The organism is Leisingera sp. F5 (assembly GCF_001593695.1).
Genome location: NZ_LUKH01000013.1, coordinates 125,194 through 151,371 on the forward strand (window position 1 = coordinate 125,194; position 26,178 = coordinate 151,371).

Here is a 26,178-nt window from a genome sequence, read left to right on the forward strand (position 1 = left end):
ATTGGGTATATAAGACCAGAAAGAAGCAGAAGGGCCTTTGGCTTCTTTCTGGTCATCAATACCTTGGGGTGAGCGCCGCAGGCGCGAGGGGCAACGCCCCTAGTACCCGAGACTGCGGTCCACCAGATGCAACAGCGGCTCGCCTGCCTCATTGCGGCGGATGTTTTCAGCGATCACCTCGGCAGCGGTGCTTTCGCGGGTTTCCGATGCGATATGCGGCGTCACTGTCACATTCGGATGCGCCCAATAGGGATGTTCCGGCGGCAGCGGCTCAACGCGGAACACATCTAATGTCGCATGCCCGATCCGGCCGCTGCCGAGTGCTGCCAGCAGGGCGTCATCATCTATCAGCGGTCCGCGGCCCGGGTTGATGATCTTTGCCCCCTTGGGCAGCATGGCTAGGGTCTCTGCATTCAGCGTGTTTTCGGTGGCGGGGGTGTCCGGCAGCAGCAGGATCACAATGTCCGCCTGCGCCAGCGCCGCCTTCAGCCCGTCGGCTCCGGCATGGCAGGTGACGCCGTTGATTTCCTTTTGGCTCCGGCTCCAGCCTGAGACCTGGAACCCGAGCGCAGCCAGCGCCCTGGCCGAGGCTGTTCCCAGCGCCCCCAGGCCCAGCACCGTCACGCAGCGGTCCCTGGCCAATGGCGGCGCCTGCGGCTCCCAGTGGCCGTTTTGCCCGTGGATATGCGCATCCATTCCCAAGTGATAGCGCAGAGTGTGGCCAACCACCCATTCGGTCATGCCTTGTTCCAGCCCGGTATCCACCATCCGGGTGAGCGGCACCGTCAGCGACTTGTTTGGCACAATCTTTTCAACGCCGGCCCACATGCTCAGTACAGCTTTCAGTCTGGTGAACGGCGTGAAATCACTGATCGGGCCGCTGGGGGCATAGACGATGTAATCCACGTCTTCCGGAGCGAAGTCATTGCGCAGATCGGCATCTACGCCCAGCCGGGCAAGCTCTGCCTTCAAGAGCGGCTCATAGGCGGGCCAGCCATCGGGGCGGCCTGCAAACAGGATATTTGCGGTCATGGAAACTCCCTTGCGTCTTAATTCTTATCGTGACGATTGGCGCGGGCGGTGGATATGGGCGCTTTGCACAATGCCGAAGGCCCCGAGCAGCACAAGCATTGCCGAGCCGCCGTATGAGACCATCGGCAGCGGCACGCCGACCACTGGTGCCAGCCCCATCACCATCGACATGTTGACGGCAAAGAACAGGAAGAAGGTGATGGCAATGCCCAGGATCACCAGCGAAGAAAACCGGTCTTTGGCGGCAATCGCCGAGGCAATGCAGAACAGGATGATCAGCATGTAAATGAACAGAAGGGTAACACCGCCGATGAAGCCGAACTCCTCCGCCAGGGTGGTAAATATAAAGTCGGTGTGTTTTTCCGGCAGGAAGTTCAGCCGCGATTGCGTGCCCTGCATGAAACCCCGCCCGGACCAGCCGCCGGATCCTAGCGCAATCTGCGACTGGGTGATGTGATAGCCCGCGCCTAAGGGATCCTGCGAGGGGTCCATAAAAGTGTCGATGCGGCGGAACTGGTAGTCCTTCAACAACTGCCAGTCGGTGCCGCGGCTTTGGAACACCGCGCTGACCAGCCCCACGCCGGCAGCAATCACCGCCACGAAATAAGCCCAATGCACGCCCGCAAGGAACATCACCCCGCCGCCCGCGGCCATCAGCAGGATCGAGGTGCCAAGGTCCGGCTGTTTCAGCACCAGCGCCGTCGGCAGCAGGATCAGAAACACAGGCAGCAGAACCCACAAGGGCCGCGAGGTCTTCTCGGCAGGCAGCCAGTCGTAATAGGCGGCCAGCAGCATCACCAGGGCGATCTTGGTCACCTCCGAGGGCTGCAGCCGCATGAAACCGATGTCGATCCAGCGCTGCGCACCCATGCCCACGGTGCCGAACAGCTCCACCGCGACCAGCAGCGCCAGGGAGCCAAGATAGGCCAGCACCGAGACATTGCGCCAGAACCAGATCGGGATCATCGCCACCACAAACATGACACCCAGGCCCAGGGCAAAGCGTTTGACCTGCGGTTCGACCCAGGGGCTGAATGAGCCGCCGGCCACCGAATAGAGCATCAGGAAGCCGACGCTGGAGACCGTGATCAGCAGCAGCGTCAGCCCCCAGTTCAAATACAGTATTTTGCGCAGGCCGGAGGGTGTCGATTTGGCGTGATACTCAAGATAGCTCATGCCTTGCTGCTCCTGCTGCCCAGGGGACGCTTGACGCGCTCGCGCTCCAGCCGCTCCTGCTGCGCCTTGATGCGGCTGCGGTCCCCTTTGGGGTAGGCCTCCAGCGGCGGGGTGCCATTGTAAAGCGCCTGCAGCAGCACGTCGCGGGCAATCGGCGCCGCCGCTCTGGAGCCGCCGCCGCCATGTTCAACCACCACGGCAACCGCGTACTTCGGGTTATCATAGGGGGCAAAACACACGTACAGCGCATGGTCGCGCCGGTCCCAGGGCAGATCCTCGTTGCGGATCACTCCGGCTGCCCGTTCGGCGGCGGTGATGTTGCGCACCTGGCTGGTGCCGCTCTTGCCGGCCATCCGTATGTTGTCAGCGATGATACGGGACCGGTAGCCGGTGCCCCGGCGGTCGTTGCTGACCGAATACATGCCGCGCCGCACCATGCGCAGGCTGTTTTCGCTGACATCCAAAGGATCGCCCGCGCCGCTGGGCAGTTCCACCCCGTCCAGCGATTTCAGCAGTCGCGGCGTTACACTGCGCCCGGTGGCGATCCGCGCGGTCATCACCGCCAGCTGCAGCGGAGAGGCGAGCGTGAAGCCCTGGCCGATCGAGGAGTTCGCGGTATCGCCGATCAGCCAGTCCTTGCCATATGAGCGGGCTTTCCATTCCTTGGTCGGGGTGATCCCCTGGGCCACCGCCGACATTGGCAGGTCATGCTTGATGCCGAGGCCGAATTTGTTGGCCATGGCTGAGATATTGTCGATCCCGGTCTTGATCGCCACGTCGTAGTAATAGACATCGCAGGACCGTTTCAGCGAGGTGTTGAGGTCCACATGCCCGTGGCCCGCCCGCTTCCAGCAGTGGAACCGGCGGCCCGCAACCTTCAGATGGCCCGGGCACCACACAGTTTCCTCCGGCCCGATCACGCCTTGTTCCAGCGCCGCCAGCGCAGTGATCATCTTGAAGGTGGAGCCGGGCGGGTAGGTGCCCTGCACGGTTTTGTTGGAAAGCGGGCGGTAGTTATCTTCGGTCAGCATCCGGTAGTCAGCGACTGAGATCCCGCGCACAAACAGGTTGGGGTCAAAACTGGGCGAAGAGCAGATCGCGCGGATGTCGCCGTCTTCGCAGTCGATTACCACCGCAGCGGCGCTTTCGCGGCCCAGCCGCGCCTGGACGTAATTCTGCAGCTCCGCGTCGGTGGTCAACTGCATATCAGCGCCGGAAATACCCTCGCGCCGGTCCAGCTCGCGCATCACCCGGCCGGTGGCGTTGACCTCGACCCGCTTGGCGCCGGCCTTGCCGCGCAGCACGTCCTCGCGCTTGGCCTCGAACCCGACCTTGCCGATCTGGAAGCGCGGGATCAGCAGCACCGGCTCGGGGTCTTCCATCTTGCTGAGGTCGTAATCGGAGACCGGGCCGACATAGCCCACCACATGGGCAAAATCGCCCAACTGCGGATAGACCCGTGTCAGGCCCACCTCCGGTGTGATGCCAGGCAGGGCCGGGGCGTTCACCGCCACCTTGGAGATATCCTCCCAGCCGATCCGGTCGGCCAGCGTGATCGGCAGGAACGGCGGCGAGCGGCGCATCTCGGTGCGGGCGCGTTCCAGGTCTTCCGGGTCCAGCGGCAGCAGGCTCGACAGCTTGTCGATCACCGCCTCGACGTCGCCGGCGTCCTCGGGCACCACAGTAATCCGGTAGGACGGCGAGTTCTGCGCAATGATCAGCCCGTTGCGGTCGAATATCTGACCGCGGGCAGGCGGCAGCAGGCGGATGTTGATCCGGTTCTCTTCGGCCAGCAGTCGGAACTCATCCGCTTGATCCACTTGCAGAAAGCGCATCCTTGCTGCCAGACCGCCGGCAAAGGCCAGCTGCAGACCGCCCAGCAGCAGTGCCCGCCGGGTCATCTTGCCATGAGAGGCGTCCAGGTCCTTGGAATTGCGTTTCATCGGCGGCTCATCAGAGTTTCGGCCTCGGAAGGGGACAATTTGCGCACGCCCAGAATAGCCTGGCTGACCCAAACTGCCAGCGGATAGGCGGCAATGGTCACCACAATCTGGATCACGGTCAGGCTAAGCGGCGCTTGCTCCACGCCAAACATCACAAGAACCAGCCGGTTCAATGCGGCAATCCCGATCAGGGTCACGCCGGCTGCCAGCCACTCGCTGGCGAATGTGCTTTCCCGGTGCGGGGCCGCACGCGCCTTCAGGAACTCGCAGGCCAGCACCGTCAGCAAGGCCAGCAATCCAGGCGGGCGCTGAAACAGCAGATCGGCCAGCAGCATGACCAGCGCAATCGACAGCGCAGGCACAAAGTCGGGGCGGCGCATCGACCAGGTCATGGCCAGCAGCAGCAGGAAATCCGGCGGTGCCCAAAACCGCGGTTCAGTGTCCAAGGGCAGCAGGTGGAAGAACATGATCAGCAGCGCCAGTGCGGGAAAGGCTGCGCGCATAGTCCAGATCCGGGCGGGCGAGGTATTAGCCATTGCCGACCTCAGCAGTGCCCTCAACGCTGCCGTCTCCCAGCCCATCTGGCCGCGGCTGCGGAACCGGATCACCCGGGGCGGCGCCCACCAGCCCGCCGGGATCCTGGATCACCTCGGTGCCGTGGTGGCGCAGCACCCGCAGAAACTCCAGCCGGCTGTAATCGGCGGACAGCCGCACCCGCATCCGGCCCGAGCGGTCCTTGGCCACCTGGCCGATCAGCAGGCCCGCCGGAAACACTGATCCATCGCCGGAGGAGATCACCCGGTCGCCGGGCCGCACCAGATCAGGGTTTTCCAGAAAACTCAGCACTGGTGCGGCGCTGTTGTCACCGGTGACCAGCGAGGTCTGTCCGGAGGGTTGAATGGTTGCTGGAACGGCGCTGGCGGCATCGGTCAGCAGAATCACGCGTGCAGTGTCGCGCCCGGTGCCGGAAATCCGGCCCACCAGCCCGATCCCGTCCATCGCCGCCCAGCCGTCATGCACCCCGTCGCGGCTGCCCACATTCAGAAGCACAGACTGACGGAAGGGGGAGCCGCTGTCGGCCATCACCACCCCGGTGATATAGGTGAGCTGCGGGTCCAGCCGCACGTTGTTGAAATCCAGCAGCCGGGCGTTTTCCTGTTCCAGCTGCAGCGCCGCCTCTTTCCAGGCCCGCATCTGCCGCAGCTCGCTGCGCAGTTCGCGATTCTGCTCGGCCAGCCGCTGATAGCTTTGGAAATCGCGCACCAGGTTGACAGCGGCAGTGACTGGCACCATGGCCCAGTCCATGCTGGGCACCACCTTGTCCGCCACCTGGGCGCGGAACCGTTCCACTCTTGGGCTGTCGATCCGCCAGACGATAAACACTGCAGCCAGGCACAGGCAAAGCACCGCTGTCAGCAGACGCCGCAGCGGGGTTGCATACTCGTCGCGCTGTGACTTGTCCTTTGCCACGTCTCTCCTTCCAGCCGCCCCTCCAGCATCCTGTCAGCTGGCGCCGTTCCGGCGGTCAGGGGCGTTCAGCTGTCGTAGTCGATGGCGTGGGCCAGCTGCTTTTCGTATTCAAGCGCCTTGCCGGTTCCCAGCGCCACGCAGTTGAGACTTTCGTCAGCGATGGATACGGCCAGGCCGGTCTGTTCGCGCAGGGCCAGGTCCAGATCACCCAACAGCGCGCCGCCGCCGGTGAGCATCACGCCGCGGTCGACGATGTCGGCGGCCAGGTCCGGCGGCGTGGTTTCCAGCGCGGTCATCACCGCTTCGCAGATCTGCTGCACCGGCTCGGCCAGCGCTTCGGCCACCTGGGCCTGGGAAATCTCGATTTCCTTCGGCACGCCATTCAGCAGGTCGCGGCCGCGGATCTGCATCGACTGGCCGCGGCCATCGTCGGGCATCCGGGCGGTGCCGATGGAGGTTTTGATGCGTTCAGCGGTAGCTTCACCCACCAGCAGGTTCTGCTGGCGGCGCAGGTAGCTGATGATCGCCTCGTCCATACGGTCGCCGCCGACGCGGACCGAGCGCGCGTAAACAATGTCGCCCAGCGACAGAACGGCCACCTCGGTGGTGCCGCCGCCGATGTCGACAACCATGTTGCCAGTCGGGTCGGTGATCGGCATGCCGGCGCCGATGGCGGCGGCAATCGGTTCGGCAATCAGCCCGGCGCGGCGGGCGCCTGCGGACAGCACCGACTGGCGGATCGCGCGTTTTTCTACCGGGGTGGCGCCATGCGGCACGCAGACGATGATCTTGGGCTTGGAGAAGGTCGAGCGTTTATGCACCTTGCGGATGAAGTGCTTGATCATTTCTTCGGCGGTGTCGAAATCGGCAATCACGCCTTCGCGCATCGGCCGGATCGCTTCGATTGAGCCGGGGGTGCGGCCCAGCATCAGTTTGGCATCCTCGCCCACGGCCAGCACTTTCTTGACGCCATCCTTGACGTGATAGGCCACCACTGACGGTTCGGAAAGGATGACACCGCGGCCCTTGACGTAAACCAGCGTGTTCGCAGTGCCGAGGTCGATGGCCATGTCCGAAGAGAACAGACCGCCCAAGTTTCCGAAAAGCGCCATATAGAAGGGATCCTGTGAGTGCTGCCATTATACCTTAGGCGACTCCCGGAGGGGCCGCCAGCACCAACCTTATAAGCGGCAGTGCAGTGCCGCGAAAGGGCGTATTATGGTGAAACAGCGCCTTTCCGCCAAGTCCACGGCGTCATTACCCGCTCTGTCCAAGCGGGAAGGCCGGGACTGGCGCAGAACCCCGCCTGGGCCGGCAGCAGCGGGCCCAGGTCAACTGGAGAAAATCCGCTTCATTTCAGCATCAAAATGCGACCAGGTCAGGCTGGCGCTGTTGCCGGCATAGCCCTCGTAATAGGACTTCCCGCTGGACGTCGGCAGCCCGGCCCAGATCTTGGCCAGGTTCAGCATGAAGGTCTTGCGCGGCATCTCAGCCTGCAGGAAGGCGCTGTAGCCGGCCTCTTCGATCAGCTGATGCGCCAGCTGATCCTGCAGCTCGGGCGAGAAGCGGGCCTGCGGTTTCACACCCTGATGCTTGACCAGCCGCCGGAAGGTTGCGGGGATCAGCTGATAGCGCCCGATGGCGTGGGGCTGTCCTGGCGTTGCATTGATCCAGGCGTTGATCTCGGTAACGGTCATCTGCGTGGGTTTCTTCGGCGGCTTGCGTTTGGCGCCGTGCTGCACAGCATCATAGTTTGCCTTGCCTGCCTCGGCGCTGGCGATCAGCGACAGCAGGCGGCTTACGCTTGGCGGCGCGCTGAGGAGCGGGGCAAACAGGCTGCCGCCGCTGCGGCCGCGGAACAGGCTGGCGGCACCCGGGTCCAGCGACACCGCACCGCGCCCGGTGCCGGCTCCGGGCAGGGTATCAGGCAGCAGGCTGGCAATTGCCTGCGGCGCCGGGCCTGGCGCAGAACCGGGTTGCGGGGCAGAGGCTTTGTGCAGGAAGAACTGGCTGCCGACCAGCGAATAGCCCTGCGCGCTGACCGCTGCCGCGGCGCACAGCAGCATAGCCAGAAGTGTAAGGAAGAGGGCAACGGCGCTCGTTCTGAGGGGCATAGGGACCTGCATTCTGCGGTGTCTCGACTGGCTGCAGTCTGCCGTGTTGAGGTTGAGATTCCGTTTACCCGGTGTGCGCTGCCCCTTCCGCCTTCCGGCAATTGCCGCTAGAGGGGGCTTATGCTCTCCTATCAGCACATATACCATGCCGGGAACCTGGCCGATGTCCAGAAGCACGCACTGCTTGCCTGGATGCTGGCCTACCTCACCCGCAAGGACAAACCGCTCAGCTATATCGAGACCCATGCCGGACGGGGCCTCTACCAGCTGGACGCGGCTGAGGCGGTCAAAACCGGCGAGGCGGAACAAGGCATCACCCGTGTTCTGGCGGACCAGAGCCTGGCTGCGGATCACCCGCTGCACCAGGCCCTTGCCGAAACGCGCAAACAGCACGGAGAGACCGCCTATCCGGGGTCGCCGCTGGTTGCTGCGTCTTTGCTGCGCTCGGGCGACGCGATGCATTTTGCCGAGCTGCACCCGCAGGAATGCGCCGCCCTGCGCGCCGCGCTGAGGCCCTGGCGGGCCAAGGTGCATCAGCAGGACGGGTTTGAGCTTGCCATGTCACTGGCGCCGCCAACACCCCGCCGGGGCCTTATGCTGATTGACCCCAGTTACGAGATTAAAACCGACTATGCCCGCATCCCCGGCATCATCGGCCAGCTGCACAAGAAGTGGAATGTGGGGATCATCGCCTTGTGGTATCCGATCCTCAAGGACGGCTCCCATACGCAGATGCTCAAGGCGCTGGAGGCGCAAGACCTGCCCGGGGCATTGCGCCACGAGGTCTCCTTTCCGCCGGTCCGTGAAGGGCACCGGATGATCGGAAGCGGCATGTTTGTGGTCAATGCTCCCTTTGGCATCGAAGAAGAAACTGCCCGGCTGTCGGCGCTGTTCGAGGGGATTTCCCGCAAATAACCGCGCACCGCCCGCTCTGTCCGGCCGGAGGTTTCGCATTGAACAACAAAGGGCGCCGCAGCGGGCGCCCTTTGTTCGTTCTGTCTGACCGGCCTTTGATCAGGCCAGGTCCTTATAGGAAATCTCGCGTGCATCGGCGCCTTCGCCGACGCGGCCGCGGCGCACGATCAGCCGGTTCAGCGCGTTCACATAGGCCTTGGCCGATGCCACCACCGTATCTGTATTGGCGCTTTCGCCGGTGGCGATGATGCCGTCTTCCTCCAGCCGCACCGACACAGTTGCCTGCGCATCGGTGCCTTCGGTCACTGCATGCACCTGATACAGCTGCAGCCGGGCAGAGTTCGGATGGATCATGCGGATCGCCTTGAAGGTCGCATCAACCGGGCCGTCGCCCTCGGCGGTCTCGGTGACGTCCTTGCCATCGATCTCCATCTCAAGGGTGGCTTCCGCCGGGCCGCCGGTGCCGCAGACGACCTTCATCGAGACCACTTTCAGGTAGTCGTTCTCAGCGTCCACTCCGGTGCGCATCAGCGCAATGAGGTCGTCGTCAAACACCTCTTTCTTTCGGTCGGCCAGCTCTTTGAAGCGGACAAAAACGTCCTTCAGCTGGTTGTCGCCAACCTCATAGCCAAGGTGTTCCAGCTTGTCGCGCAGCGCAGCACGGCCCGAGTGTTTGCCGAGCGGCAGCGAGGTGCCGGAGAGACCCACATCCTCGGGGCGCATAATCTCGAAGTTTTCGCGGTTCTTCAGCATCCCGTCCTGGTGGATGCCGCTTTCATGGGCAAAGGCGTTTTTGCCGACGATCGCCTTGTTCGGCTGTACCACAAAGCCGGAGACGGTCGAGACCCGGCGCGAGATATGCATGATCTTGGTGGTGTCGATGCCGGTGTGCCACGGCATGATGTCATTGCGTGTCTTCAGCGCCATCACCACTTCTTCCAGCGCGGTGTTGCCGGCACGCTCGCCGAGGCCGTTGATGGTGCATTCGATCTGACGCGCGCCGCCCGCAACCGCAGCCAGCGCGTTGGCGGTCGCCATGCCAAGGTCGTTGTGGCAATGGGTGGCAAAGACCACCTCATCCGCGCCCGGCACGGTCTCGATCAGGCGCTTGATCAGGTCCGCGCTTTCCGCAGGCGCGGTGTAACCCACGGTGTCGGGGATGTTGATAGTGGTGGCGCCGGCCCTGATCGCGATCTCGATCACCCGGCACAGGTAGTCCCACTCGGTCCGGGTCGCATCCATTGGCGACCACTGCACATTGTCCACCAGATTGCGGGCATGGGTGACCGTTTCATGGATCTTGTCGGCCATCTCGTCCATGGTCAGGTTCGGGATGGCGCGGTGCAGGGCCGAGGTGCCGATAAAGGTGTGAATGCGCGGCTGCGCGGCCTTGCGCACTGCTTCGGCGCAGCGGTCGATGTCCTTGAGGCTGGCGCGTGCCAGGCCGCAGATCACCGAATTCTTCGAGCGTTCCGCAATCTCGGAAACCGCGCGAAAGTCGCCCTCAGACGCAATCGGGAAGCCGGCCTCGATGATGTCCACACCCATATCGTCCAGAAGTCCGGCAATCTCCAGCTTCTCGTCATGGGTCATGGTGGCGCCGGGGCTTTGCTCGCCGTCGCGCAGGGTCGTGTCAAAAATCACAACACGGGATTTGTCGCCGGAATTCGGGCCGGCAGCCGGGGAATTGTTGGTCATATCGGTATCTCTTGTCTCTGTCCTAGGCCCTTTGGGGCATCAATAGCCTTCTATGGCGCGCGTGCGGCAATCCTCTGAGCGGGCGCGCCGGAAGGGCACGCTCAGAGGCGGGCTAGGATCAGTAGGGCGCGCAGAGCGGCACCGCGGGATGCGGTGGCGGCAAGGGGGATATCTGCGCAAATGCTCATACCGAGGATTTATACAGAGGCAATTGTAAATGAAAAGCCCATAGGCGGAGAATTTCAGTATTCCTCCACGATCCGGCGCAGCCCGGCAATCTGGCCCGGTAACGCATCCGGGCGGCTTTGGCAAAATCCGATCAGCAGCCCCGGGGATTGCTTGACCGGATCATGCGGCGACAAAGGCCGGACGGCGTAGCCGGCTTTGGCTGCATCGCGGCAGATCCGCATGTCGCATTGTTCGTCTGCCAGATGAAAGGCAATCTGCATACCCGCATTGTGACGGCGGAAAAAACCCAGCCGTTCCGGCCATGCTGCCAGAGCCTCCGCCGCCGCCGCATAACGGTCGGCATAGAGCCTGCGGGCCCGGCGGATGTGGCGGTCGTACTGCCCCGAGGCCATGAATTCGGCCAGGGGCCGCTGCGCGGTGATGGCGGCGCCTGCACTGGGGTGGATGAACAGGGCGCGGAACCGCGGCACCAGCGCGGGCGGCAGGATCGCATATCCCAGCCGCAGTGCGTGGGAAAACGTCTTGGAGAATGTGCCCGCATAGATGCAGCGGCCCTCGCGGTCGAGCGCGGCCATGGCGGGAACCGGCTGCCCGGCATAGCGGAACTCGCTGTCGAAATCGTCTTCGATGATCCAGCCGTCCCGGTCCTTGGCCGCTTGCAGAAAGGCCTGCCGCTGGGGAACGGGAAGGGTGCCGCCGAGCGGGAACTGGTGCGACGGGGTCAGCAGCGTGACCTTGGCCATTTGCGGCGGCACTTCTGCCCCGCGTGCCCCGGCCCGCAGCCAGCGTACGTCCCAGCCGCGCGACACTGCAAACCGCTGGGTGGGTGTGAAGCCAGGCGCTTCCAGTGCAATATCCTCGCCGCCGACCAGAAAATCCATTGCCAGTTCCAGCGCTTCGCGGGCGCCGCTGGTGACCAGAACCTGCTCGGCGCTGCATTCGATGCCGCGCCAGCGGGCTGCATAGGCGGCGATCTCGCGCCGCAGCTCAGGATCGCCAAAGGCATCTTCCTGGTGGCTGAGGCTCAGCGGATCCATCCTTGCCACACGTGAAACACAGCGCGCCCAGGGCCGGGCCGGAAACACCGCCGGATCCGGCGCGCCGGGCAGCAGCATCCCCGGGGCTGGCGGTGATACTGCCGGCAGAGGCCGGGATGGAGCCGCCGGCGGGCGGATCGGTGCCACATCGCAGACAAAGATACCCGCTCCGCGCCGGGGTTCGGCGAAACCTTCGGCCACCAGCTGGTCATAGGCCGTCACCACAGTGGACCGTGCCACCCCCAGATCCTGCGCCAGCGCCCGGGACGCGGGCAGCCGGGTGCCGATAGCCAGGCTGCCTTCACTGATCCGGCGGCGCAGCGCCGTGACGATCTGCTGATACAGCGGCTCCGTGCTTGTGCCAGAGACCATGCCGGACAGGTCAATCATTGCGGACTGCTCTTTTTATCAGAAACTGGAAGTTAATTGCAGTCCAGTTTGCACATAGATGTTCCGGAAGGACAATCAAGAACAAGAGATCAGCATATGCGCCAGCCCGAACCGGAAACCGACCTGAAATCCGAACGCAGCCGCCTGCGCCGCGCCCACGAACGCGGGCTGTATGACCGAGAGGCGGTCTATCAGATGCTCGATGCCATGCCGCTTGGCCATTTCGGCTATCAGATCAACGGCGCCACATCGGTTCTGCCCACACTGCAATGGCGCGAGGGCGATCACGTCTATTGGCACGGCTCCGCTGCCAGCCGCGCCATCCGCGCGATGGTAGGGGCTGAGGTTTGCCTGACTGTGACCTGCATGGACGGTTATGTGCTGGCGCGTTCGGCCTTTCATCATTCGGTTAACTTCCGCTCTGCCATGCTGTTCGGTGTGGCGGAGAAGGTGACGGATGAAGACGCCAAGGCCGCCAGCCTGAAAGCCATGGTGGACCACATCTTCCCGGGCCGCTGGGACGCGCTGCGCCCGATGACCAGCCAGGAGTTGAAAGCAACAGCCCTGCTGCGAATGCCGATCGAGGAAGGCGCCGCCAAGATCCGATCCGGCCCGCCCAAGGACGACGAGGAGGATTACGCGCTGCCGATTTGGGCCGGGGTGGTGCCAATGGCAATGGAGCTTAAGCCGCCCCAGCCGGACCCTGCTAATCTGGAAGGCGTGGCAATGCCCGATCACCTGAGCCGCATCCGCATCGGCTGACAAAAAGGGTGCGCTCACCGGCGCACCCTTTGCGATCCGCTTTGGGACTGTCGCTTACTCGGTTTCGCGGCTCACCAGCGCGCCGTTTTCCCAAGTGCCGTCCGCCTGCTGGCCGCTGGCGTATTTCATCGTGCCCGGCCCCTGGCGCTTGCCGTTGACAAAGCTGCCCTCGTAGACGTCGCCATTGGCATAGGTCGCTACACCTTCGCCAAAGATCTTGCCCTCTAGCCAGCTGCCCTCGTAGACGAAGCCGTCGGGCATTTCGATCTTGCCCTGACCGTGCCGCTGGCTGTCCGCGAACTGGCCGGTATAGACCGAGCCGTCGGCATAGGTCACCTTGGCGTCGCCATGGCGCTGCCCGTCCTGCCAGCCGCCCTCGTAACGGTAACCGTCGGCATAGGTCATGACACCCTGTCCATGGTTCTTGGCGTTTTGAAAATCCCCGGTGTAGGTGATGCCATTGGGGTAGGTCGCGGTGCCTTTGCCTTCGATCACGCCGGCCATCCAAGCGCCTTGGTAGGTGGAGCCGTCGGGATAGGCGATCTTGCCCTGGCCCTCAGCCAGGTCATCGCGGAAATCGCCCTCATAAACCGACCCGTCCGGATAGACCGCTTTGCCTTTGCCTTCGATCTGCCCCTTCACCCATTCGCCGGTATAGGTATAGCCGTCTTTTTCGGTGAAAGTGCCCATGCCGTGGCGCTGATCGTCCAGGAAGTCGCCGGCGTAGACATCGCCGTTGGCATAGGTCTGCTTGCCGGTGCCATGACGGCGGCCGTTTTGCAGCTCGCCTTCGTAAGCATCGCCGTTGGGCTGCATCAGGCGGCCGGTGCCATGCATCTGGCTTGCGGCCCATTCGCCCTCGTAGACCAGCCCGTCCGAGGTCTCCAGCTTGCCTTGTCCCTGCAACTGGCCGTCAGACACAGCACCCGCGTAAACAGTGCCCTCACCATAGGTGATCTTAGCCTGGCCTTGCTGGCGGCCCGCAACCCAATCGCCATCATAGGAATAGCCGTCGGGGGAAGACATCACGCCCTTGCCGTGCCGCTTACCATCGGCAAAGCTGCCGTGATACCGCACGCCGCTGGCATAAACCGAGGTGCCGTCGCCATGGATTTGCCCGTTCTGCCAGCCGCCCTCATAGGTGCTGCCGTCGGCGCGGGTCAGTTTGCCCAGCCCGTGCGGCTTGCCTTGCGCAAACCCGCCCTCATAGACCGAGCCGTCCGGGAAGCGTGCCACGCCTTGGCCGCGCACTTCACCATCGACCCATTCACCGGTGTATTCATAGCCGTTCGGCAGCTTGTAAGTGCCGGTGCCATGCTGCAGCCCGCCCTTGAAGGTGCCTTCATAGACACCGCCGATTTCGTCCTGAGTGGTTATGACGCCACTCTCCTGGGCCAGTGCCGGTGCGGCCAGTGCCAGGAGTGTGGTAAGCGCGAATGCGGTGCCGAAACGGGTCATTGAAACCTCTGCCTGCCCAGGAATTACGGTGCTGCTGCCATATTGGGTTGCTCGCCCGGAAACTAAGCTACCGCACGCGGGGCCGCAATGTCTTTTCCCTGGCTTGCTCCCCTTGCCCTTTTCCTTGGCCGTCAATCTGGTAAATGGCTGAGAGAGGTATTTCACAAAGGGCCAAAGCAGCATGGCAGACCGTTTTCGCGTGACACTGGCGCAGCTGAACCCCACGGTGGGCGATCTGGCAGGCAATGCCGCCAAGGCCCGCGCCGCCTGGGAGGAAGGCCGCAAGGCCGGCGCCGATCTGGTGGCGCTGCCGGAAATGTTCATCACCGGCTACAACACCCAGGACCTGGTGATGAAACCGGCTTTTCACACCGCGGCCATTGCCGAGGTGGAGAAGCTGGCAGCGGATTGCGCCGGTGGCCCGGCGCTGGCCATCGGCAGCCCCTGGGTCGAAGGCGCTCAGCTTTATAACGCCTACCTGATCCTGAAAGGCGGCAAGATCGCCTCGCGCAGCCTCAAACACTACCTGCCCAATGAAACCGTGTTCGACGAGGTGCGGATTTTCAATGCCGGCCCGCTGGGCGGCCCTTATGCGGTCGGCAACACCCGCATCGGCTCTCCCATCTGCGAGGACGGCTGGCACGAGGATGTCGCGGAAACCCTCGCCGAGACCGGCGCCGAGTTCCTGCTGATCCCCAACGGCTCACCCTATTTCCGTAACAAGATGGAGGTGCGCTTTAACCACATGGTGGCGCGCGCGGTCGAAACCCACCTGCCGGTGATCTACCTCAACATGGTGGGCGGCCAGGATGACCAGGTGTTTGACGGCGGCTCTTTCGTGCTGAATCCGGGCGGCGCGCTGGCGCTGCAGATGCCGGTGTTCGATGAGGCCTTTGCCCATCTCGACCTGGAGCGCACTGACGAGGGCTGGCACGCGGTTGAGGGCGAGAAGGCACATCTGCCGGATGAGTGGGAGCAGGACTACCGGGTGATGGTGGAGTCGCTGCGCGATTACATGGGCAAGACCGGATTCAAGAAGGTGCTGCTGGGACTGTCCGGCGGCGTGGACTCGGCCATCGTGGCGGCCATTGCGGTGGACGCGCTTGGCGCTGAAAACGTCCGCTGCGTGATGCTGCCTTCTGAGTACACCTCCGACGAGTCGCTGGAGGATGCCGAAGCCGTCGCCAAGGCGCTGGGCGTGCATTACGACTATGTGCCGATTTCCGAGGGCCGCGAAGCAATCACCAATACGCTGGCGCCGCTGTTCGCCGGAATGGAGCCGGGCCTGACTGAGGAAAACATCCAGTCCCGCCTGCGCGGGCTGCTGTTGATGGCGATGTCCAACAAGTTCGGGGAAATGCTGCTGACCACCGGAAACAAATCCGAAGTCGCGGTGGGCTATGCCACCATTTATGGTGACATGAACGGCGGCTATAATCCGATCAAGGACATGTACAAGACACGGGTGTTCGAAACCTGCCGCTGGCGCAATGCCAATCACCGTCCTTGGATGATGGGGCCGGCGGGCGAGGTGATCCGCCCCAACGTGATTGACAAGCCGCCCAGTGCCGAGCTGCGCGATGACCAGAAGGACAGCGACAGCCTGCCGGACTACCCGGAGCTGGACGCGCTGCTGGAAATCCTGGTGGACAAGGACGGTTCAATTGCAGATTGCGTCGCGGCGGGCTTTGACCGGGATGTGGCCAAGCGGGTTGAGCATCTGGTTTACATCAGTGAATACAAACGCTTCCAATCCGCGCCCGGCGCCCGCCTGACCCCAAGCGCGTTCTGGCTGGACCGGCGCTACCCGATCGTGAACCGCTGGCGCGATCCGTCCTGACTCGGTTGTTAACCCTTTGAAGTCGTGGACCTTTTCGCGTTATCCTGGCCACCTCTAAAGCCTTGCCTGGCGTCGGCAACGCTCTGATATGCGGCGGAAAAATCACAATGCCGGAAACCAGCGCATGGTTCGCGCCTGCATGCTGGACCGGCGATTCCGCAGCGGGCATAGATGCCTGCATGCCCGGACCAAAGCTTCCTCACTTTCAATCCGATCTGGCCTTGCCCAAAACCGTCGACGCCGTGGTGATCGGCGGCGGCATCATTGGCGCCGCCACCGCACTTGAGCTGGCCGAGCGCGGCTGTTCAGTGCTGTTGTGCGAAAAAGGCCAGATCGCCGGTGAGCAAAGCTCGCGCAACTGGGGATGGGTGCGGATTTCCTGCCGTGATCCGCGGGAAATCCCGCTGATGGCCGAGGCGCTGCGGCTTTGGGAAGGTCTGAACGCCCGCACCGGGCAGGAGACAGGCTTTACCCGCTCTGGCATCCTCTACACGGCGGAAACCAGTAAGCGCGAAGCCCAGCTGGAACGCTGGCTGCGCAATCTTGACGGCTGGGAACAGAATGCCCGCATGGTCCGCGGCGACCAGATCGGTCAGCTGATGCCGGGCCACCAGACCAAGACCCGCAGCGGGCTGCTGACGCCGATGGACGGGCGGGCAGAACCGCAACTGGCCACGCATGCGATTGCCGCCGCCGCGCAGGCAGCAGGCGCCAAGGTGATGACAGAATGCGCCGTGCGCAGCGTTGAGACCGCTGCAGGCCGCATCAGCGGCGTGATGACCGAACGCGGACGCGTTGCCTGTTCCGCCGTGGTGGTGGCAGGCGGGGCCTGGTCGCGGTTGTTCCTGGGCAACGCGGGTGTGAACCTGCCGCAGTTGAAAGTCCTGAACTCGGTCCTGCGCACTTCGCCGGTACAGGGCGGGCCGGAAACCGCCATCCGTGCCGCCAACCTTGGCCTGCGCAAGCGCGCCGACGGCGGCTATACCGTGGCGGACGCCCATGAAAACATCGTCGACATCGTGCCGGACAGCTTCCGGTTGGGCTGGAAATATCTGCCCAGCTACCGGCAGGAGTGGCGGGCGCTGCAGTTCCGCCTGTCAGACCGCTGGCGGGAAGAGGCCGCCCAGGCCCGTCACTGGCAGCCGAACCAGACCACCCCGTTTGAACTTTGCCGGGTGCTGGACCCTGCACCCTCGCAAAAGGCGCTGAAAAGCGGCTGGGCGGCAGCGCAAGAGGCGTTTCCGGCGCTGCAAGGCGCCGATGTGGTGCAAAGCTGGGGCGGGCTGATCGACGTGACGCCGGATGCAATCCCGGTGATCTCTCAGGCCGACGGTCTACCGGGGCTGTTTGTCGCTACCGGCTTCTCTGGCCACGGCTTTGGCATCGGCCCGGCGGCAGGCAAGTTGGCCGCCGACCTGGTGACCGGCGACGCACCCGTGGTGGATCCGCACGACTTCCGCCTGTCCCGTTTCACGGACGGCGGCGGATACGGGCCGCAAACCGGCTATTAAACCGGGCCGCTCAGCCCATCAACTGATAGCTGACCGGCACATAGCGGAAACCTTTGCCGCGGGTCTCGACAAAACCGGCGGCAGGGAAGGGCATGTGATAGCCGATCATCGGAACCTTGTCGGCGGCCAGCATTCCCAGCACCTCGCGGCGCGACGCGCTGGCAGCATCGGCATCCGCGTCAAAGCTGAACGCCCAATCCGGCCGGGCAAAGCTGTAGACATAATGATTGGCCAGATCCGCCGTCAGCAAAAGCTGCCGGCCGCCGCTTTCCAGCATGAAGCACAAATGCCCCGGTGTGTGGCCAAAGCTTGCCATTGCAGTGATCCCCGGTGCGATACCGGCACCATCGTCAATGAACATGGTCTTCTCCGCTAGCGGCGTTACATTGCTGGCCACCAGATCACCGACCCGGTTGCCGGCCTCCATTTTGGACCAGAAGTTATACTCGGCTGATCCCATAATGTAGCGGGCATTGGCAAAGGCGGGGGCACCGTCTGTCATCAGCCCGCCAATGTGGTCCGGGTGCATATGGGTGATCACCACGACATCAATCTGATCCGGCGTCACCCCGGCTGCCGCCAGCGCCTTGGCAATGCCGCCGGTGCCTAGCCCGGTGTCAAACAGCACCAGCTCGGCGCCGGTATCCACCAGGGTAGGGGTGAAATAGAACTGCAGTGTTTCTGCTGAGACGAAGTTCTCAGCAGAAACTTCGGCAAACTCCGCATCGCTGGCCGCTGCGCCAAACAGCGGCTTGGGTCCGTCGCGCAAGGATGAGGCATCCAGCAGTGTGGTGACCGGCATCTCGCCCAGTTTGAACGAATGGGCAATGGGCGCTTCGGCACGGCCGCCGTGGGCGCCGGCCAGAACAGGTGTTGCAGCTGCGGCAAGGGGCAGGGCGGCAGCGCCGGCCAAGGCCGCACGGCGGGACAGGGAAACAGTCATTGGGGAACCTCCAAGTTGCATTGGACTGCCCGCATCCTAGCGCCGCGGCGGCAGAGGGTTGTAAACAATCCCGTGATGCGGGTTAGGATGCAGGAAGGAGGATCCCCGCCATGAGCCAGAACAAGACCGTCCCGACAGGAGCAAGCGTTGCAGATTTCCTTGCCACGGTTGAACCAGAGCGCAAGGCGGCAGAAGCACAAGAGCTGGATGCCCTGTTCCGCCAAACCACCGGTTTCAAGCCGCAGATGTGGGGCCCGTCCATCATCGGTTACGGGCGCTACCACTACCGCTATGCAACGGGGCGCAAAGGAGACTTTCTCGCCACCGGTTTCTCGCCACGCAAAGCGCGTCATTCGATCTATATCATGCCGGGCTATCAGGACTACGGCGCCATCCTTGCACGCCTGGGCAAGCACAAGCTGGGCAGAAGCTGCCTGTACGTGAACAAGCTTGCCGACATCGACCTGGATGTGCTGTCCGAACTGATCCGTGCGGGATTGAAAGACCTTGATGCGATGTGGCCCGTGCAGCCAAGCTGACCCGCTGTCTTCTTCTGGCTGAAAATATCCGCGCCGCAGGCACGCGCCGTCAGGCGTGTTAACCCAGCCGAAACTGGACAATCCGCCGCCCATGTGACAAGGCAACGGCAACAGGAGAACCGTGATGACCACCACCCGTTTTGCCCCGTCGCCGACCGGCTATATCCACGTCGGCAACCTGCGCACTGCGCTGATGAATTACCTGATCGCCCGCAAGGCCGGCGGCACCTTCATTCTGCGCATCGACGACACCGACCCGGAACGGTCCAAGGAAGAATACGTCGATGCTATCAAGCAGGATCTGGAATGGCTGGGTCTGACCTGGGACAAGGTGGAGCGCCAGTCCGAGCGTCTCGACCGCTATGTCGCCGCCGCGGACAAACTGCGCGAAATCGGCCGTTTCTACGAGGCGTTCGAGACCCCGGTCGAGCTGGACCTGAAGCGCAAGAAACAGCTGAACATGGGCAAGCCGCCGGTTTATGACCGCGCGGCGCTGGCCCTGTCGGACGACGAGAAAGCCGCCCTGCGCGCCGAGCGCGGCGACGGTGTCTGGCGCTTCAAGCTGGACCATCAGCGTATTGAATGGACCGATGGAATCCTCGGCGATATCTCCATCGATGCTGCTTCGGTCTCCGACCCGGTGCTGATCCGCGGCGACGGCCAGTTCCTTTACACCCTGGCCTCGGTGGTGGATGACACCGAAATGGGCGTGACCAATGTGGTGCGCGGTTCCGACCATGTGACCAATACGGCGACCCAGATCCAGATCATCGAGGCGCTGGGCGGCACCGTGCCGTCGTTTGCGCACCACTCGCTGCTGACCGGCCCGCAGGGCGAGGCGCTGTCCAAGCGTTTGGGCACGCTGGCATTGCGCGACCTGCGCGAAGCAGGCGTGCAACCGATGGCACTGCTGTCCTTGATGGCGCGCCTGGGGTCCTCCGATCCGGTGGAGCTGCGCTCTGAGATGGCGGAGCTGGTCGATGGCTTCGACATCAACCGCTTTGGTGCAGCCCCCACCAAATTCGATGTCGAAGATCTCTACCCGCTGACCGCCCGCCACCTGCAGTCGCTGCCGCTGGAGGCGGTGCAGGGCCATGTGGACGCGCTGGGTGTTCCGGCAGCGAAACAGGCGGCCTTCTGGACCATGGCCAAGGAGAATATCTCCACGCTGAAGGATCTGGGGGGCTGGTGGGAGCTGTGCCGCGACGGTGCCGAGCCGTTGGTGGCGGATGAGGACAAGGACTTCATTGCCGAGGCCATGGCGATGCTGCCCGAAGGCCCCTATGACGCGGACAGCTGGAAAACCTGGACCACCGCAGTGAAAGAGGCCACCGGCCGCAAGGGCAAAGGCCTGTTCATGCCGCTGCGCAAGGCGGTTACCGGCATGGAGCGCGGCCCCGATATGTCGGCGCTTCTGGCGCTGATGGAAAAGGTTCGCGCCCGCGGTTGATCGAAATTTGTCAGAGGTTAACAAAGGCGGCGCTTCAGGTGCCGCCTTTTTCATTCTGAAGCGCTTCCGCCCGTCGGACCGGCATCTTTGATGCGCCGGAACAGGCGGGAACACGCCCTTTCGCCAATCACAGGCGGGGTCAGCCCCAGCTGCCGCCTTTCAGCTCCTGGCACATCTCCTTGGCGGCCTTTGCCATCTCCGGGTTCGGATGTTCGCCAAGCGCATCCAGCGACTTTTCCATCCAGCGCATGACTGATGGGGCCTCACTGCCGCAGCGGGCAATCGGCGGAAAGGCGCACGCCAGCAGATGCTGTGCGGTGACAGGCGGGATGCAGACATTGGGGTAGGCAGCCTCGCGGGCGTCAGAGGTCTCATCCGCCGGCGTGTTCTCCCACAGCAACCGTTCCAGCCGGCCCATGACTTCAACTGCGGTGCCGGGATCATTGACACCGGGCGACAGCGCCTTTTGCGCGGTCTCTGCCAGCAATGTCACGCCGAAAGACGGGTCCTGATCAAAACTGCGCACATCGCCGATGTCGATCGCAGCAGAGGCCGCCTTGCAAAACGTGTTGTCCCCGGCTGCGGCCCAGGCCACCGGCTGGCCGCGCAGGATGTATTCACCCGGTGCCCGTGCCAGGGTGATCTGCGTGCCTGCCTCTGCGGCCAGCTCATCCAGCTGAGCGAGTCCGGCAAAGCGGACAAATCCGCTTTTGGCGGCGGGTATATCCACCGCATCTTCGGGCTTGGCGTCTTCACGTGCGCATAATCCGCCCAGGCAGGGTTTGTCCATCCGGGCGCGCAGGCTGGCACGGGTGCGGTTCTCGATCAGCCGCAAAGTGTGGTCCATGCTGCCAAGGCTGGACAGGTGATCGATCCAGCGCAGAATGGCGCCCACAATCAGTATTACCACGATGATGGTCAGGCCAAAGACCACCAGCGCGCCTTCCGGCGTGTAATAGCGGGCCCGGAACAGGATCACCGCGCTCAGCGAATAGATGAACCCGCCGACAAATGTCGCCAGTACCTGATGGGTGACGGTGTCCTCCAGCAGCAGCCGGTAGACCCGCGGCGTTGCCATCGAAGCCGCGGTGCGGTAGGCGCTGACCATGACGTTGAGCGAAAAGGTGGTGACCGCCAGCATTCCGGAGGCAAGGATCGTCAGCACCGGCAGCACTGCTTCGCGCCCGAAATCCTCGCTCAGACCGTCCGGCAGCAGCGGCTTAGCCAGCGGTGCCAGCAGCAAGACGAGCAGGGAAAAAAGGGAAATCAGAACAACCCTGAACCAGAGCTGCCGTGCTATCCGGCCGAGGTGCAGCAGCGTCTTTTCTATCATGACCCTGAGCCTATCCGGCGGGCGCCTGTACTGTCGATCAGTTCATCAAACAATTTGCGTTCGGCCGCTGAAACCGGCTGATGGCGCGGGTAGCGCGGCGCGGTCCGGTCGTCCAGCACAGGGGCGTCCCAGCCATCGGTAGTTGCAACAAAATCGTGCAACCCGGCCTCGCCGAAGACCTGTAAATAGCCCTGCAGCACCACATCCAGATAGCTGAGCAGGATTGGAAGCCGCTCGGTGACGCCATTCTGCTTGCCCGGGGCAACGGCATAAACTGAAATCTCGGGCGTTCCTTCCAGCCCGTGCTGCACCCTGTCTGATGCAGGCAGCCGGTCATAGGCGAACTCGCGTTCGTCCAGTGCGGCCCAGTCTGCCCCGGGCACCTTGGCGATCAGCCCGTCGATCCCGCTGTCCGCGCAGGGAACAGCCGACAGAAACGCGACCTCGCGCAGAGCGGTATGAACCCAGGCCCGGCGCCAGCCCTGCAACCGTGCAGGCCGGGCGCCGCCATAGTCATGCGTGGCCGTGTTCACCAGGCTGCCGTAGCCAAAGAAGTAAGGGGCTGTCATCTGCTCTGCCTTTCTGCGGTGTTTCCGGTTATTGATGTATGTCAAACCGCTTTTTCCCGGCCTGTGCAATAAGCGATGCACCATAGCTGCGGGAGCGACCCATGCGCATTACCAAAAGGACCAACATTGCCGTGCGGCTGCTGATGTATTGCGCCGCGCATGAAGACCGTCTGGTGACCAAGGCCGAGATTGCCGAATGCTGCAACATCTCGGAAAACCACTTGGCGCAGGTGATAAACCAGCTGAGCCAGCTTGGCTATCTGGCAACCCAGCGGGGTCGCAATGGCGGCATGAACCTCGGCAAACCCGCAATAGAGATCCGCATCGGCGACGTGTTCCGCGATGTCGAAGGCGGCCTGCCGATGGTGGAATGCTTTGCCGATGCGGACAATACCTGCCCGCTGACCGATGCCTGCCGCCTGAAAGTGGCGCTGGCTGACGCCGCGCAGGCGTTTTACACCTCGCTGGATGACATCACACTGGAAGCGCTGGTCTGTGACAACCACGACCTGATGCGGATCCTGCAGCCGGTTTCCTGCGGCGCCCGCTAAAGCCGCCGCAGCACCGTTTATTCCCTTGCGCGCAGGATGCGGGCGGGCTTGGCCGCCAGCGGCCGCAGGGCAAAGGCCAGTCCGGCCAGCAGGGTTGTCAGCACCCCGCCTGAAATCACCATCAGCGCATTGGGCCAGATCACCGCATAGCTGGTCTCGAACACATAAGCATTGATCGCCCAGGCCCCGGCAATACCCGCCGCCAGCGCCACCAGCCCGGCCGCCGCTCCCAGCAGCGCTGAGCGCAGGGCAAAACTCAGCAGGATCTGTTTGCGCGGTGCGCCCAGTGTTTTCAGCAGTGCCGCCTCATACCGGCGCGCAGGCTCTCCAGCCGCGGCGGTGCCCAGCAGCACCAGAAACCCGGTCAGCAGCGTTGCCGCAGCGCCATAGGCGGTGGCGGCGGCCAGCTGGCGCAGGATGTCCGAGACCCGGTCAATGGCATCGCGCATCCGGATCGCGGTGATGTTCGGCATCTCGCGCGCCAGATCGCGCAGGATTGCGGCCTCGGCCTGTTCCTCGGCGTAAACTGTGGCGATGAAACTGTGCGGTGCACCGGCCAGGGCAGACTCGTTCAGCACCATCACAAACCCCATCCCGGCGGTGGAGAAATCCACATTGCGGAAACTGGTGATGGTGCCGGTGATGCCGCGCCCCAGAATGTTGAGCGTCAGCGTATCGCCCAGGCTGAGGCCCAGCTCTTCGGCCTCTTCTGCGGCAAAGCTGATCTGCGGAGCGCCGCTGTAATCCGCAGGCCACCATTCGCCGGCAGTGACCTCGGTGCTGGCAGGCTGGGCGGCGGCATAGGTGATGCCGCGGTCGCCGCGCACCACCCAGTGATCGCCCGCCACTTCGGTTGCCGGTTGGCCGTTGATATGGGTCAGCACCCCGCGCAGCATTGGCGCGTTTTGCACCCGTGTTACTGCAGGGTCGTTTTCCACGCGCTGCAGAAAATCGGGCATCTGGCTGCGCTGGATGTCGACAAAGAAATAACTGGGCGCCACATCCGGCAGGTTGCCCGCAATAGCGCGGCGCATGTTGCCGTCGATTTGGCCGATGGCGGCCAGCACCGTCAGGCCAAGACCCAGCGCCAGCACCGCAGGCACCGCGCCGTCGCGGGCGCTGCCAATGGAGGACAGCGCCCAGCGAAGGGCAGGCCGCCCGCGCGATGCGCCGGAACCGCGGCGGGCGAGGAAGCCGATGCCTAGGGCGGCAATCAGCAGCACCATCAGCGCGCCCATCAGTCCGCCGGCGGTCCACAGCGTCAGCTGCGCCGAGCCGCTGAACCAGGCGGCCAGCCCGACCAGTGCCGCCAACGCCAGCGCGGTCGCCAGCAGATAGCGCGGCGCAGGCAGCCGGGTTTGGCTGGCAAAGGCATCGCGGAACAGCGAGGCGGCGCGGATGCGCTCGGCCCGCGCCAGCGGCCACAGGGCAAAGATGAAGGCGGTCAGCACGCCATATATTGCGGCCTCAGTCAGGGCGGAGGGATAGATCGAGAACACCGCCGGGAAGGGCAATTGCGCTGCAATCAACGGCCCCAGCAGCACTGGCCCCAAGCCGCCCAGCACCAACCCTACGCCCACCCCGATCAGCGTCAGCGCGCCGATCTGCAGAAAGTAGGTCAGGAAAATCGTCTGCCGCTCGGCCCCCAATGTGCGCAGGGTGGCGATAGTGGCTGTTTTGGTCGCCAGATAGGCCCGCACGGCGGTGGAAACGCCAACCCCGCCCACCGCCAGTCCGGACAGGCCCACCAGCACCAGAAACCCGCCGAGACGTTCCACGAACGAGGATATCCCCGGCGCGCCATTCCTGGCATCCCGCCAGCGCATGCCGGTGGTTTCAAACAGGCCCTCTGCCTCGGCCTGCAGCGCGGTCAGGTCGCTGCCCGCAGGCAGCTGCATCCGGTATTTGGTATCAAACAGCGTGCCGGGTTCCAGCAGGCCTGACTCCGCCAGATCCCCGGTGCTCACCATAGTGCGCGGCCCCAGTTCAAAGCCCGAGGCAGCGGCATCCGGCTCCAAGGCAATCACTGCCATCAGGCGGAAATCCTGAGTCCCCAACCGGAAGCTATCGCCCGGTTGCAGCCCCAACCGGTCCGCCAGCACCCGGTCCATTACCCCGCCGGGCAAGCCCTCCGCTCCGGCCAGAGCAGTCTCCAACGGCATTTCAGGCGTGAGGTGCATATCCCCCTTCAACGGATACAGCCCGTCCACCGCCTTCACCTGGGTCAGCCCGCGTTCCTCGCCCACGGTCGCCATTGAGCGGAACTCGGCGATCTCGGAATAGCGGACCGCGTTCCGGTCCAGCCAGCCGCGCTCATCTTCATTGGCAAAGCGGTAGGTGAAGTTCAGCTCGGCATCGCCGCCCAGAATGGTCGCGCCTTCACGCGACAGTCCGGTCTCGATCGAAGCCCGGATCGAGCCGATGGCAGCAATCACCCCGACCCCCAGCGCCAGGCAGGCCAGGAAAATGCGAAACCCCTTCAGGCCGCCGCGCAGTTCGCGCAGGGCAAAGCGCCAGGCGAGGCGGAAGGCGGAAGTGCTCATTCCGCGGCCTCGCGCGCGGCCTCGTCATCGACCCGTCCGTCGCGCAAGCGGACCACCCGGTCGCAGCGCGCGGCCAGTTCCGGCGCGTGGGTGACCATCACCAGCGTCGCGCCATAGCGGTCGCGCAGACCGAACAGAAGCTCCATCACCGCCTCGCCATTGGCTTCATCCAAGTTGCCGGTCGGCTCGTCCGCCAAAAGGATCGCAGGCCGCGGCGCCAACGCCCGTGCCAGCGCCACCCGCTGCTGCTCGCCGCCCGACATCTGCGCCGGGAAATGGCCTGCCCGGTGGCCCAGCCCGACGGCTTCCAACTCAGCCTGGGCGCGGTCAAAGGCATCTTTGACGCCTGCCAGCTCCAGCGGTGTGGCGACGTTCTCCAGCGCGGTCATGGTGGGGATCAGGTGAAAACTCTGGAACACCACCCCCATGTTATTGCGGCGGAACCGGGCCAGCGCGTCCTCGTCCATCGCGGTCAGATCCTGGCCAAGCGCAGTGATGCTGCCGCCGGTTGCCTGCTCCAGCCCGCCCATCAGCATCAACAGCGAGGACTTGCCCGATCCGGACGGCCCGACCAGCCCCAAAGTCTCCCCCTGCTGCACGTCCAGCGAGATGCCGTGCAAAATCTCTACCGGACCGGTATTGCTATTCAGGGTTAAGGACGCATCTAACAGATGCAGAACGGGGCTGTTATCTTTGGTCATCGGGCCTGCCTGTT

Annotated in this window: 22 protein-coding genes; 7 read left to right on the plus strand and 15 right to left on the minus strand. The window is 63.8% G+C overall.

What is annotated here, in order from left to right; genetic code table 11:
• Positions 1 to 99: 99 nt before the first annotated feature.
• From A2I95_RS11160 to A2I95_RS11190, 7 genes are all read right to left on the minus strand, one after another.
• A complete protein-coding gene (locus tag A2I95_RS11160) occupies positions 100 to 1,032 on the minus strand; it encodes a glyoxylate/hydroxypyruvate reductase A (protein WP_291729830.1) in 933 nt (310 codons plus the stop codon).
• Positions 1,033 to 1,056: 24 nt separating this feature from the next.
• A complete protein-coding gene (gene rodA / locus A2I95_RS11165; RefSeq protein WP_291729831.1) occupies positions 1,057 to 2,208 on the minus strand; it encodes a rod shape-determining protein RodA in 1,152 nt (383 codons plus the stop codon).
• Positions 2,205 to 4,151, minus strand: a complete 1,947-nt coding sequence (mrdA, locus tag A2I95_RS11170; RefSeq protein WP_291729832.1) for a penicillin-binding protein 2 — start codon at positions 4,149 to 4,151, stop codon at positions 2,205 to 2,207. The genes rodA and mrdA overlap by 4 nt, the downstream gene beginning before the upstream one ends.
• The gene (locus A2I95_RS11175; protein ID WP_291729833.1) at positions 4,148 to 4,687 is read right to left on the minus strand and encodes a rod shape-determining protein MreD; all 540 of its coding nucleotides are present in this window, start codon (positions 4,685 to 4,687) and stop codon (positions 4,148 to 4,150) included. The genes mrdA and A2I95_RS11175 overlap by 4 nt, the downstream gene beginning before the upstream one ends.
• Positions 4,680 to 5,621 carry a rod shape-determining protein MreC gene (gene mreC / locus A2I95_RS11180; protein WP_291729834.1) on the minus strand — a complete coding sequence of 314 codons (942 nt, stop codon included), beginning with the start codon at positions 5,619 to 5,621 and terminating at the stop codon, positions 4,680 to 4,682. Before mreC ends, A2I95_RS11175 begins: the two co-directional genes overlap by 8 nt.
• 65 nt (positions 5,622 to 5,686) lie before the next feature.
• Positions 5,687 to 6,733 carry a rod shape-determining protein gene (locus A2I95_RS11185; protein WP_027257685.1) on the minus strand — a complete coding sequence of 349 codons (1,047 nt, stop codon included), beginning with the start codon at positions 6,731 to 6,733 and terminating at the stop codon, positions 5,687 to 5,689.
• A gap of 219 nt (positions 6,734 to 6,952) precedes the next feature.
• Complete coding sequence (locus A2I95_RS11190; RefSeq protein ID WP_291729835.1) at positions 6,953 to 7,735, minus strand: hypothetical protein; 783 nt, start codon at positions 7,733 to 7,735, stop codon at positions 6,953 to 6,955.
• A 120-nt stretch (positions 7,736 to 7,855) separates the two neighbouring features.
• Between A2I95_RS11190 and A2I95_RS11195 the strand changes: the two genes are divergently transcribed.
• Entirely contained in the window at positions 7,856 to 8,650 is a 795-nt protein-coding gene (locus tag A2I95_RS11195) for a 23S rRNA (adenine(2030)-N(6))-methyltransferase RlmJ (protein WP_291729836.1), read from the plus strand.
• 99 nt (positions 8,651 to 8,749) lie between these two features.
• On the opposite strand, the gene A2I95_RS11200 is transcribed toward A2I95_RS11195, so the two are convergent.
• On the minus strand, positions 8,750 to 10,348 hold the full coding sequence (locus A2I95_RS11200; RefSeq protein WP_291729837.1) for a 2-isopropylmalate synthase: 1,599 nt from the start codon (positions 10,346 to 10,348) through the stop codon (positions 8,750 to 8,752).
• Between the two features lie 242 nt (positions 10,349 to 10,590).
• Entirely contained in the window at positions 10,591 to 11,964 is a 1,374-nt protein-coding gene (locus A2I95_RS11205) for a PLP-dependent aminotransferase family protein (protein ID WP_291729838.1), read from the minus strand.
• Between the two features lie 96 nt (positions 11,965 to 12,060).
• Between A2I95_RS11205 and A2I95_RS11210 the strand changes: the two genes are divergently transcribed.
• Positions 12,061 to 12,726 carry a pyridoxamine 5'-phosphate oxidase family protein gene (locus A2I95_RS11210; RefSeq protein WP_291729839.1) on the plus strand — a complete coding sequence of 222 codons (666 nt, stop codon included), beginning with the start codon at positions 12,061 to 12,063 and terminating at the stop codon, positions 12,724 to 12,726.
• Positions 12,727 to 12,780: 54 nt separating this feature from the next.
• Here the strand turns inward: A2I95_RS11210 and A2I95_RS11215 are convergent, their stop codons facing one another.
• The gene (locus tag A2I95_RS11215; RefSeq protein WP_291729840.1) at positions 12,781 to 14,184 is read right to left on the minus strand and encodes a 2-isopropylmalate synthase; all 1,404 of its coding nucleotides are present in this window, start codon (positions 14,182 to 14,184) and stop codon (positions 12,781 to 12,783) included.
• A gap of 181 nt (positions 14,185 to 14,365) precedes the next feature.
• On the opposite strand from A2I95_RS11215, the gene A2I95_RS11220 reads away from it, so the two are divergent.
• Positions 14,366 to 16,024, plus strand: a complete 1,659-nt coding sequence (locus tag A2I95_RS11220; RefSeq protein WP_291729841.1) for an NAD+ synthase — start codon at positions 14,366 to 14,368, stop codon at positions 16,022 to 16,024.
• Between the two features lie 179 nt (positions 16,025 to 16,203).
• A complete protein-coding gene (locus A2I95_RS11225; RefSeq protein ID WP_291729842.1) occupies positions 16,204 to 17,535 on the plus strand; it encodes an FAD-binding oxidoreductase in 1,332 nt (443 codons plus the stop codon).
• Between the two features lie 10 nt (positions 17,536 to 17,545).
• Here A2I95_RS11225 and A2I95_RS11230 read toward each other — a convergent pair whose 3' ends face one another.
• A complete protein-coding gene (locus A2I95_RS11230; protein WP_291729843.1) occupies positions 17,546 to 18,478 on the minus strand; it encodes an MBL fold metallo-hydrolase in 933 nt (310 codons plus the stop codon).
• 110 nt (positions 18,479 to 18,588) lie between these two features.
• Here A2I95_RS11230 and A2I95_RS11235 point away from each other — a divergent pair, with 110 nt between their 5' ends.
• Positions 18,589 to 19,017 (plus strand): DUF1801 domain-containing protein, encoded by a 429-nt coding sequence (locus A2I95_RS11235; protein ID WP_291729844.1) that lies wholly within the window; start codon positions 18,589 to 18,591, stop codon positions 19,015 to 19,017.
• Positions 19,018 to 19,141: 124 nt separating this feature from the next.
• Positions 19,142 to 20,467, plus strand: coding sequence for a glutamate--tRNA ligase (gene gltX, locus A2I95_RS11240; RefSeq protein WP_291729845.1), 1,326 nt, complete (start codon positions 19,142 to 19,144; stop codon positions 20,465 to 20,467).
• A 139-nt stretch (positions 20,468 to 20,606) separates the two neighbouring features.
• Here gltX and A2I95_RS11245 read toward each other — a convergent pair whose 3' ends face one another.
• Both A2I95_RS11245 and A2I95_RS11250 read right to left on the minus strand, forming a co-directional pair.
• Complete coding sequence (locus A2I95_RS11245; protein WP_291729846.1) at positions 20,607 to 21,800, minus strand: DUF2254 domain-containing protein; 1,194 nt, start codon at positions 21,798 to 21,800, stop codon at positions 20,607 to 20,609.
• The gene (locus tag A2I95_RS11250; RefSeq protein WP_291729847.1) at positions 21,797 to 22,369 is read right to left on the minus strand and encodes a gamma-glutamylcyclotransferase family protein; all 573 of its coding nucleotides are present in this window, start codon (positions 22,367 to 22,369) and stop codon (positions 21,797 to 21,799) included. The genes A2I95_RS11245 and A2I95_RS11250 overlap by 4 nt, the downstream gene beginning before the upstream one ends.
• A gap of 101 nt (positions 22,370 to 22,470) precedes the next feature.
• On the opposite strand from A2I95_RS11250, the gene A2I95_RS11255 reads away from it, so the two are divergent.
• A complete protein-coding gene (locus tag A2I95_RS11255; RefSeq protein ID WP_027257699.1) occupies positions 22,471 to 22,920 on the plus strand; it encodes an Rrf2 family transcriptional regulator in 450 nt (149 codons plus the stop codon).
• A gap of 17 nt (positions 22,921 to 22,937) precedes the next feature.
• Here A2I95_RS11255 and A2I95_RS11260 read toward each other — a convergent pair whose 3' ends face one another.
• A complete protein-coding gene (locus A2I95_RS11260; RefSeq protein ID WP_291729848.1) occupies positions 22,938 to 25,463 on the minus strand; it encodes an FtsX-like permease family protein in 2,526 nt (841 codons plus the stop codon).
• Positions 25,460 to 26,164 carry an ABC transporter ATP-binding protein gene (locus tag A2I95_RS11265; protein ID WP_291729849.1) on the minus strand — a complete coding sequence of 235 codons (705 nt, stop codon included), beginning with the start codon at positions 26,162 to 26,164 and terminating at the stop codon, positions 25,460 to 25,462. Before A2I95_RS11265 ends, A2I95_RS11260 begins: the two co-directional genes overlap by 4 nt.
• Positions 26,165 to 26,178: the final 14 nt, after the last annotated feature.

Bases quoted from the DNA above. Each gene is read 5' to 3' on its own strand.
- A2I95_RS11215 (WP_291729840.1), bottom strand. From the start codon at position 14,184: ATGACCCGTTTCGGCACCGCATTCGCGCTTACCACACTCCTGGCACTG.
- mrdA (WP_291729832.1), bottom strand. From the start codon at position 4,151: ATGAAACGCAATTCCAAGGACCTGGACGCCTCTCATGGCAAGATGACC.
- A2I95_RS11230 (WP_291729843.1), bottom strand. From the start codon at position 18,478: ATGACTGTTTCCCTGTCCCGCCGTGCGGCCTTGGCCGGCGCTGCCGCC.
- A2I95_RS11185 (WP_027257685.1), bottom strand. From the start codon at position 6,733: ATGGCGCTTTTCGGAAACTTGGGCGGTCTGTTCTCTTCGGACATGGCC.
- A2I95_RS11205 (WP_291729838.1), bottom strand. From the start codon at position 11,964: ATGATTGACCTGTCCGGCATGGTCTCTGGCACAAGCACGGAGCCGCTG.
- A2I95_RS11250 (WP_291729847.1), bottom strand. From the start codon at position 22,369: ATGACAGCCCCTTACTTCTTTGGCTACGGCAGCCTGGTGAACACGGCC.
- A2I95_RS11245 (WP_291729846.1), bottom strand. From the start codon at position 21,800: ATGATAGAAAAGACGCTGCTGCACCTCGGCCGGATAGCACGGCAGCTC.
- rodA (WP_291729831.1), bottom strand. From the start codon at position 2,208: ATGAGCTATCTTGAGTATCACGCCAAATCGACACCCTCCGGCCTGCGC.
- A2I95_RS11175 (WP_291729833.1), bottom strand. From the start codon at position 4,687: ATGGCTAATACCTCGCCCGCCCGGATCTGGACTATGCGCGCAGCCTTT.
- A2I95_RS11225 (WP_291729842.1), top strand. From the start codon at position 16,204: ATGCCCGGACCAAAGCTTCCTCACTTTCAATCCGATCTGGCCTTGCCC.
- A2I95_RS11210 (WP_291729839.1), top strand. From the start codon at position 12,061: ATGCGCCAGCCCGAACCGGAAACCGACCTGAAATCCGAACGCAGCCGC.
- A2I95_RS11200 (WP_291729837.1), bottom strand. From the start codon at position 10,348: ATGACCAACAATTCCCCGGCTGCCGGCCCGAATTCCGGCGACAAATCC.
- A2I95_RS11220 (WP_291729841.1), top strand. From the start codon at position 14,366: ATGGCAGACCGTTTTCGCGTGACACTGGCGCAGCTGAACCCCACGGTG.
- A2I95_RS11255 (WP_027257699.1), top strand. From the start codon at position 22,471: ATGCGCATTACCAAAAGGACCAACATTGCCGTGCGGCTGCTGATGTAT.
- A2I95_RS11195 (WP_291729836.1), top strand. From the start codon at position 7,856: ATGCTCTCCTATCAGCACATATACCATGCCGGGAACCTGGCCGATGTC.
- A2I95_RS11235 (WP_291729844.1), top strand. From the start codon at position 18,589: ATGAGCCAGAACAAGACCGTCCCGACAGGAGCAAGCGTTGCAGATTTC.
- A2I95_RS11260 (WP_291729848.1), bottom strand. From the start codon at position 25,463: ATGAGCACTTCCGCCTTCCGCCTCGCCTGGCGCTTTGCCCTGCGCGAA.
- gltX (WP_291729845.1), top strand. From the start codon at position 19,142: ATGACCACCACCCGTTTTGCCCCGTCGCCGACCGGCTATATCCACGTC.
- A2I95_RS11265 (WP_291729849.1), bottom strand. From the start codon at position 26,164: ATGACCAAAGATAACAGCCCCGTTCTGCATCTGTTAGATGCGTCCTTA.
- A2I95_RS11190 (WP_291729835.1), bottom strand. From the start codon at position 7,735: ATGCCCCTCAGAACGAGCGCCGTTGCCCTCTTCCTTACACTTCTGGCT.
- A2I95_RS11160 (WP_291729830.1), bottom strand. From the start codon at position 1,032: ATGACCGCAAATATCCTGTTTGCAGGCCGCCCCGATGGCTGGCCCGCC.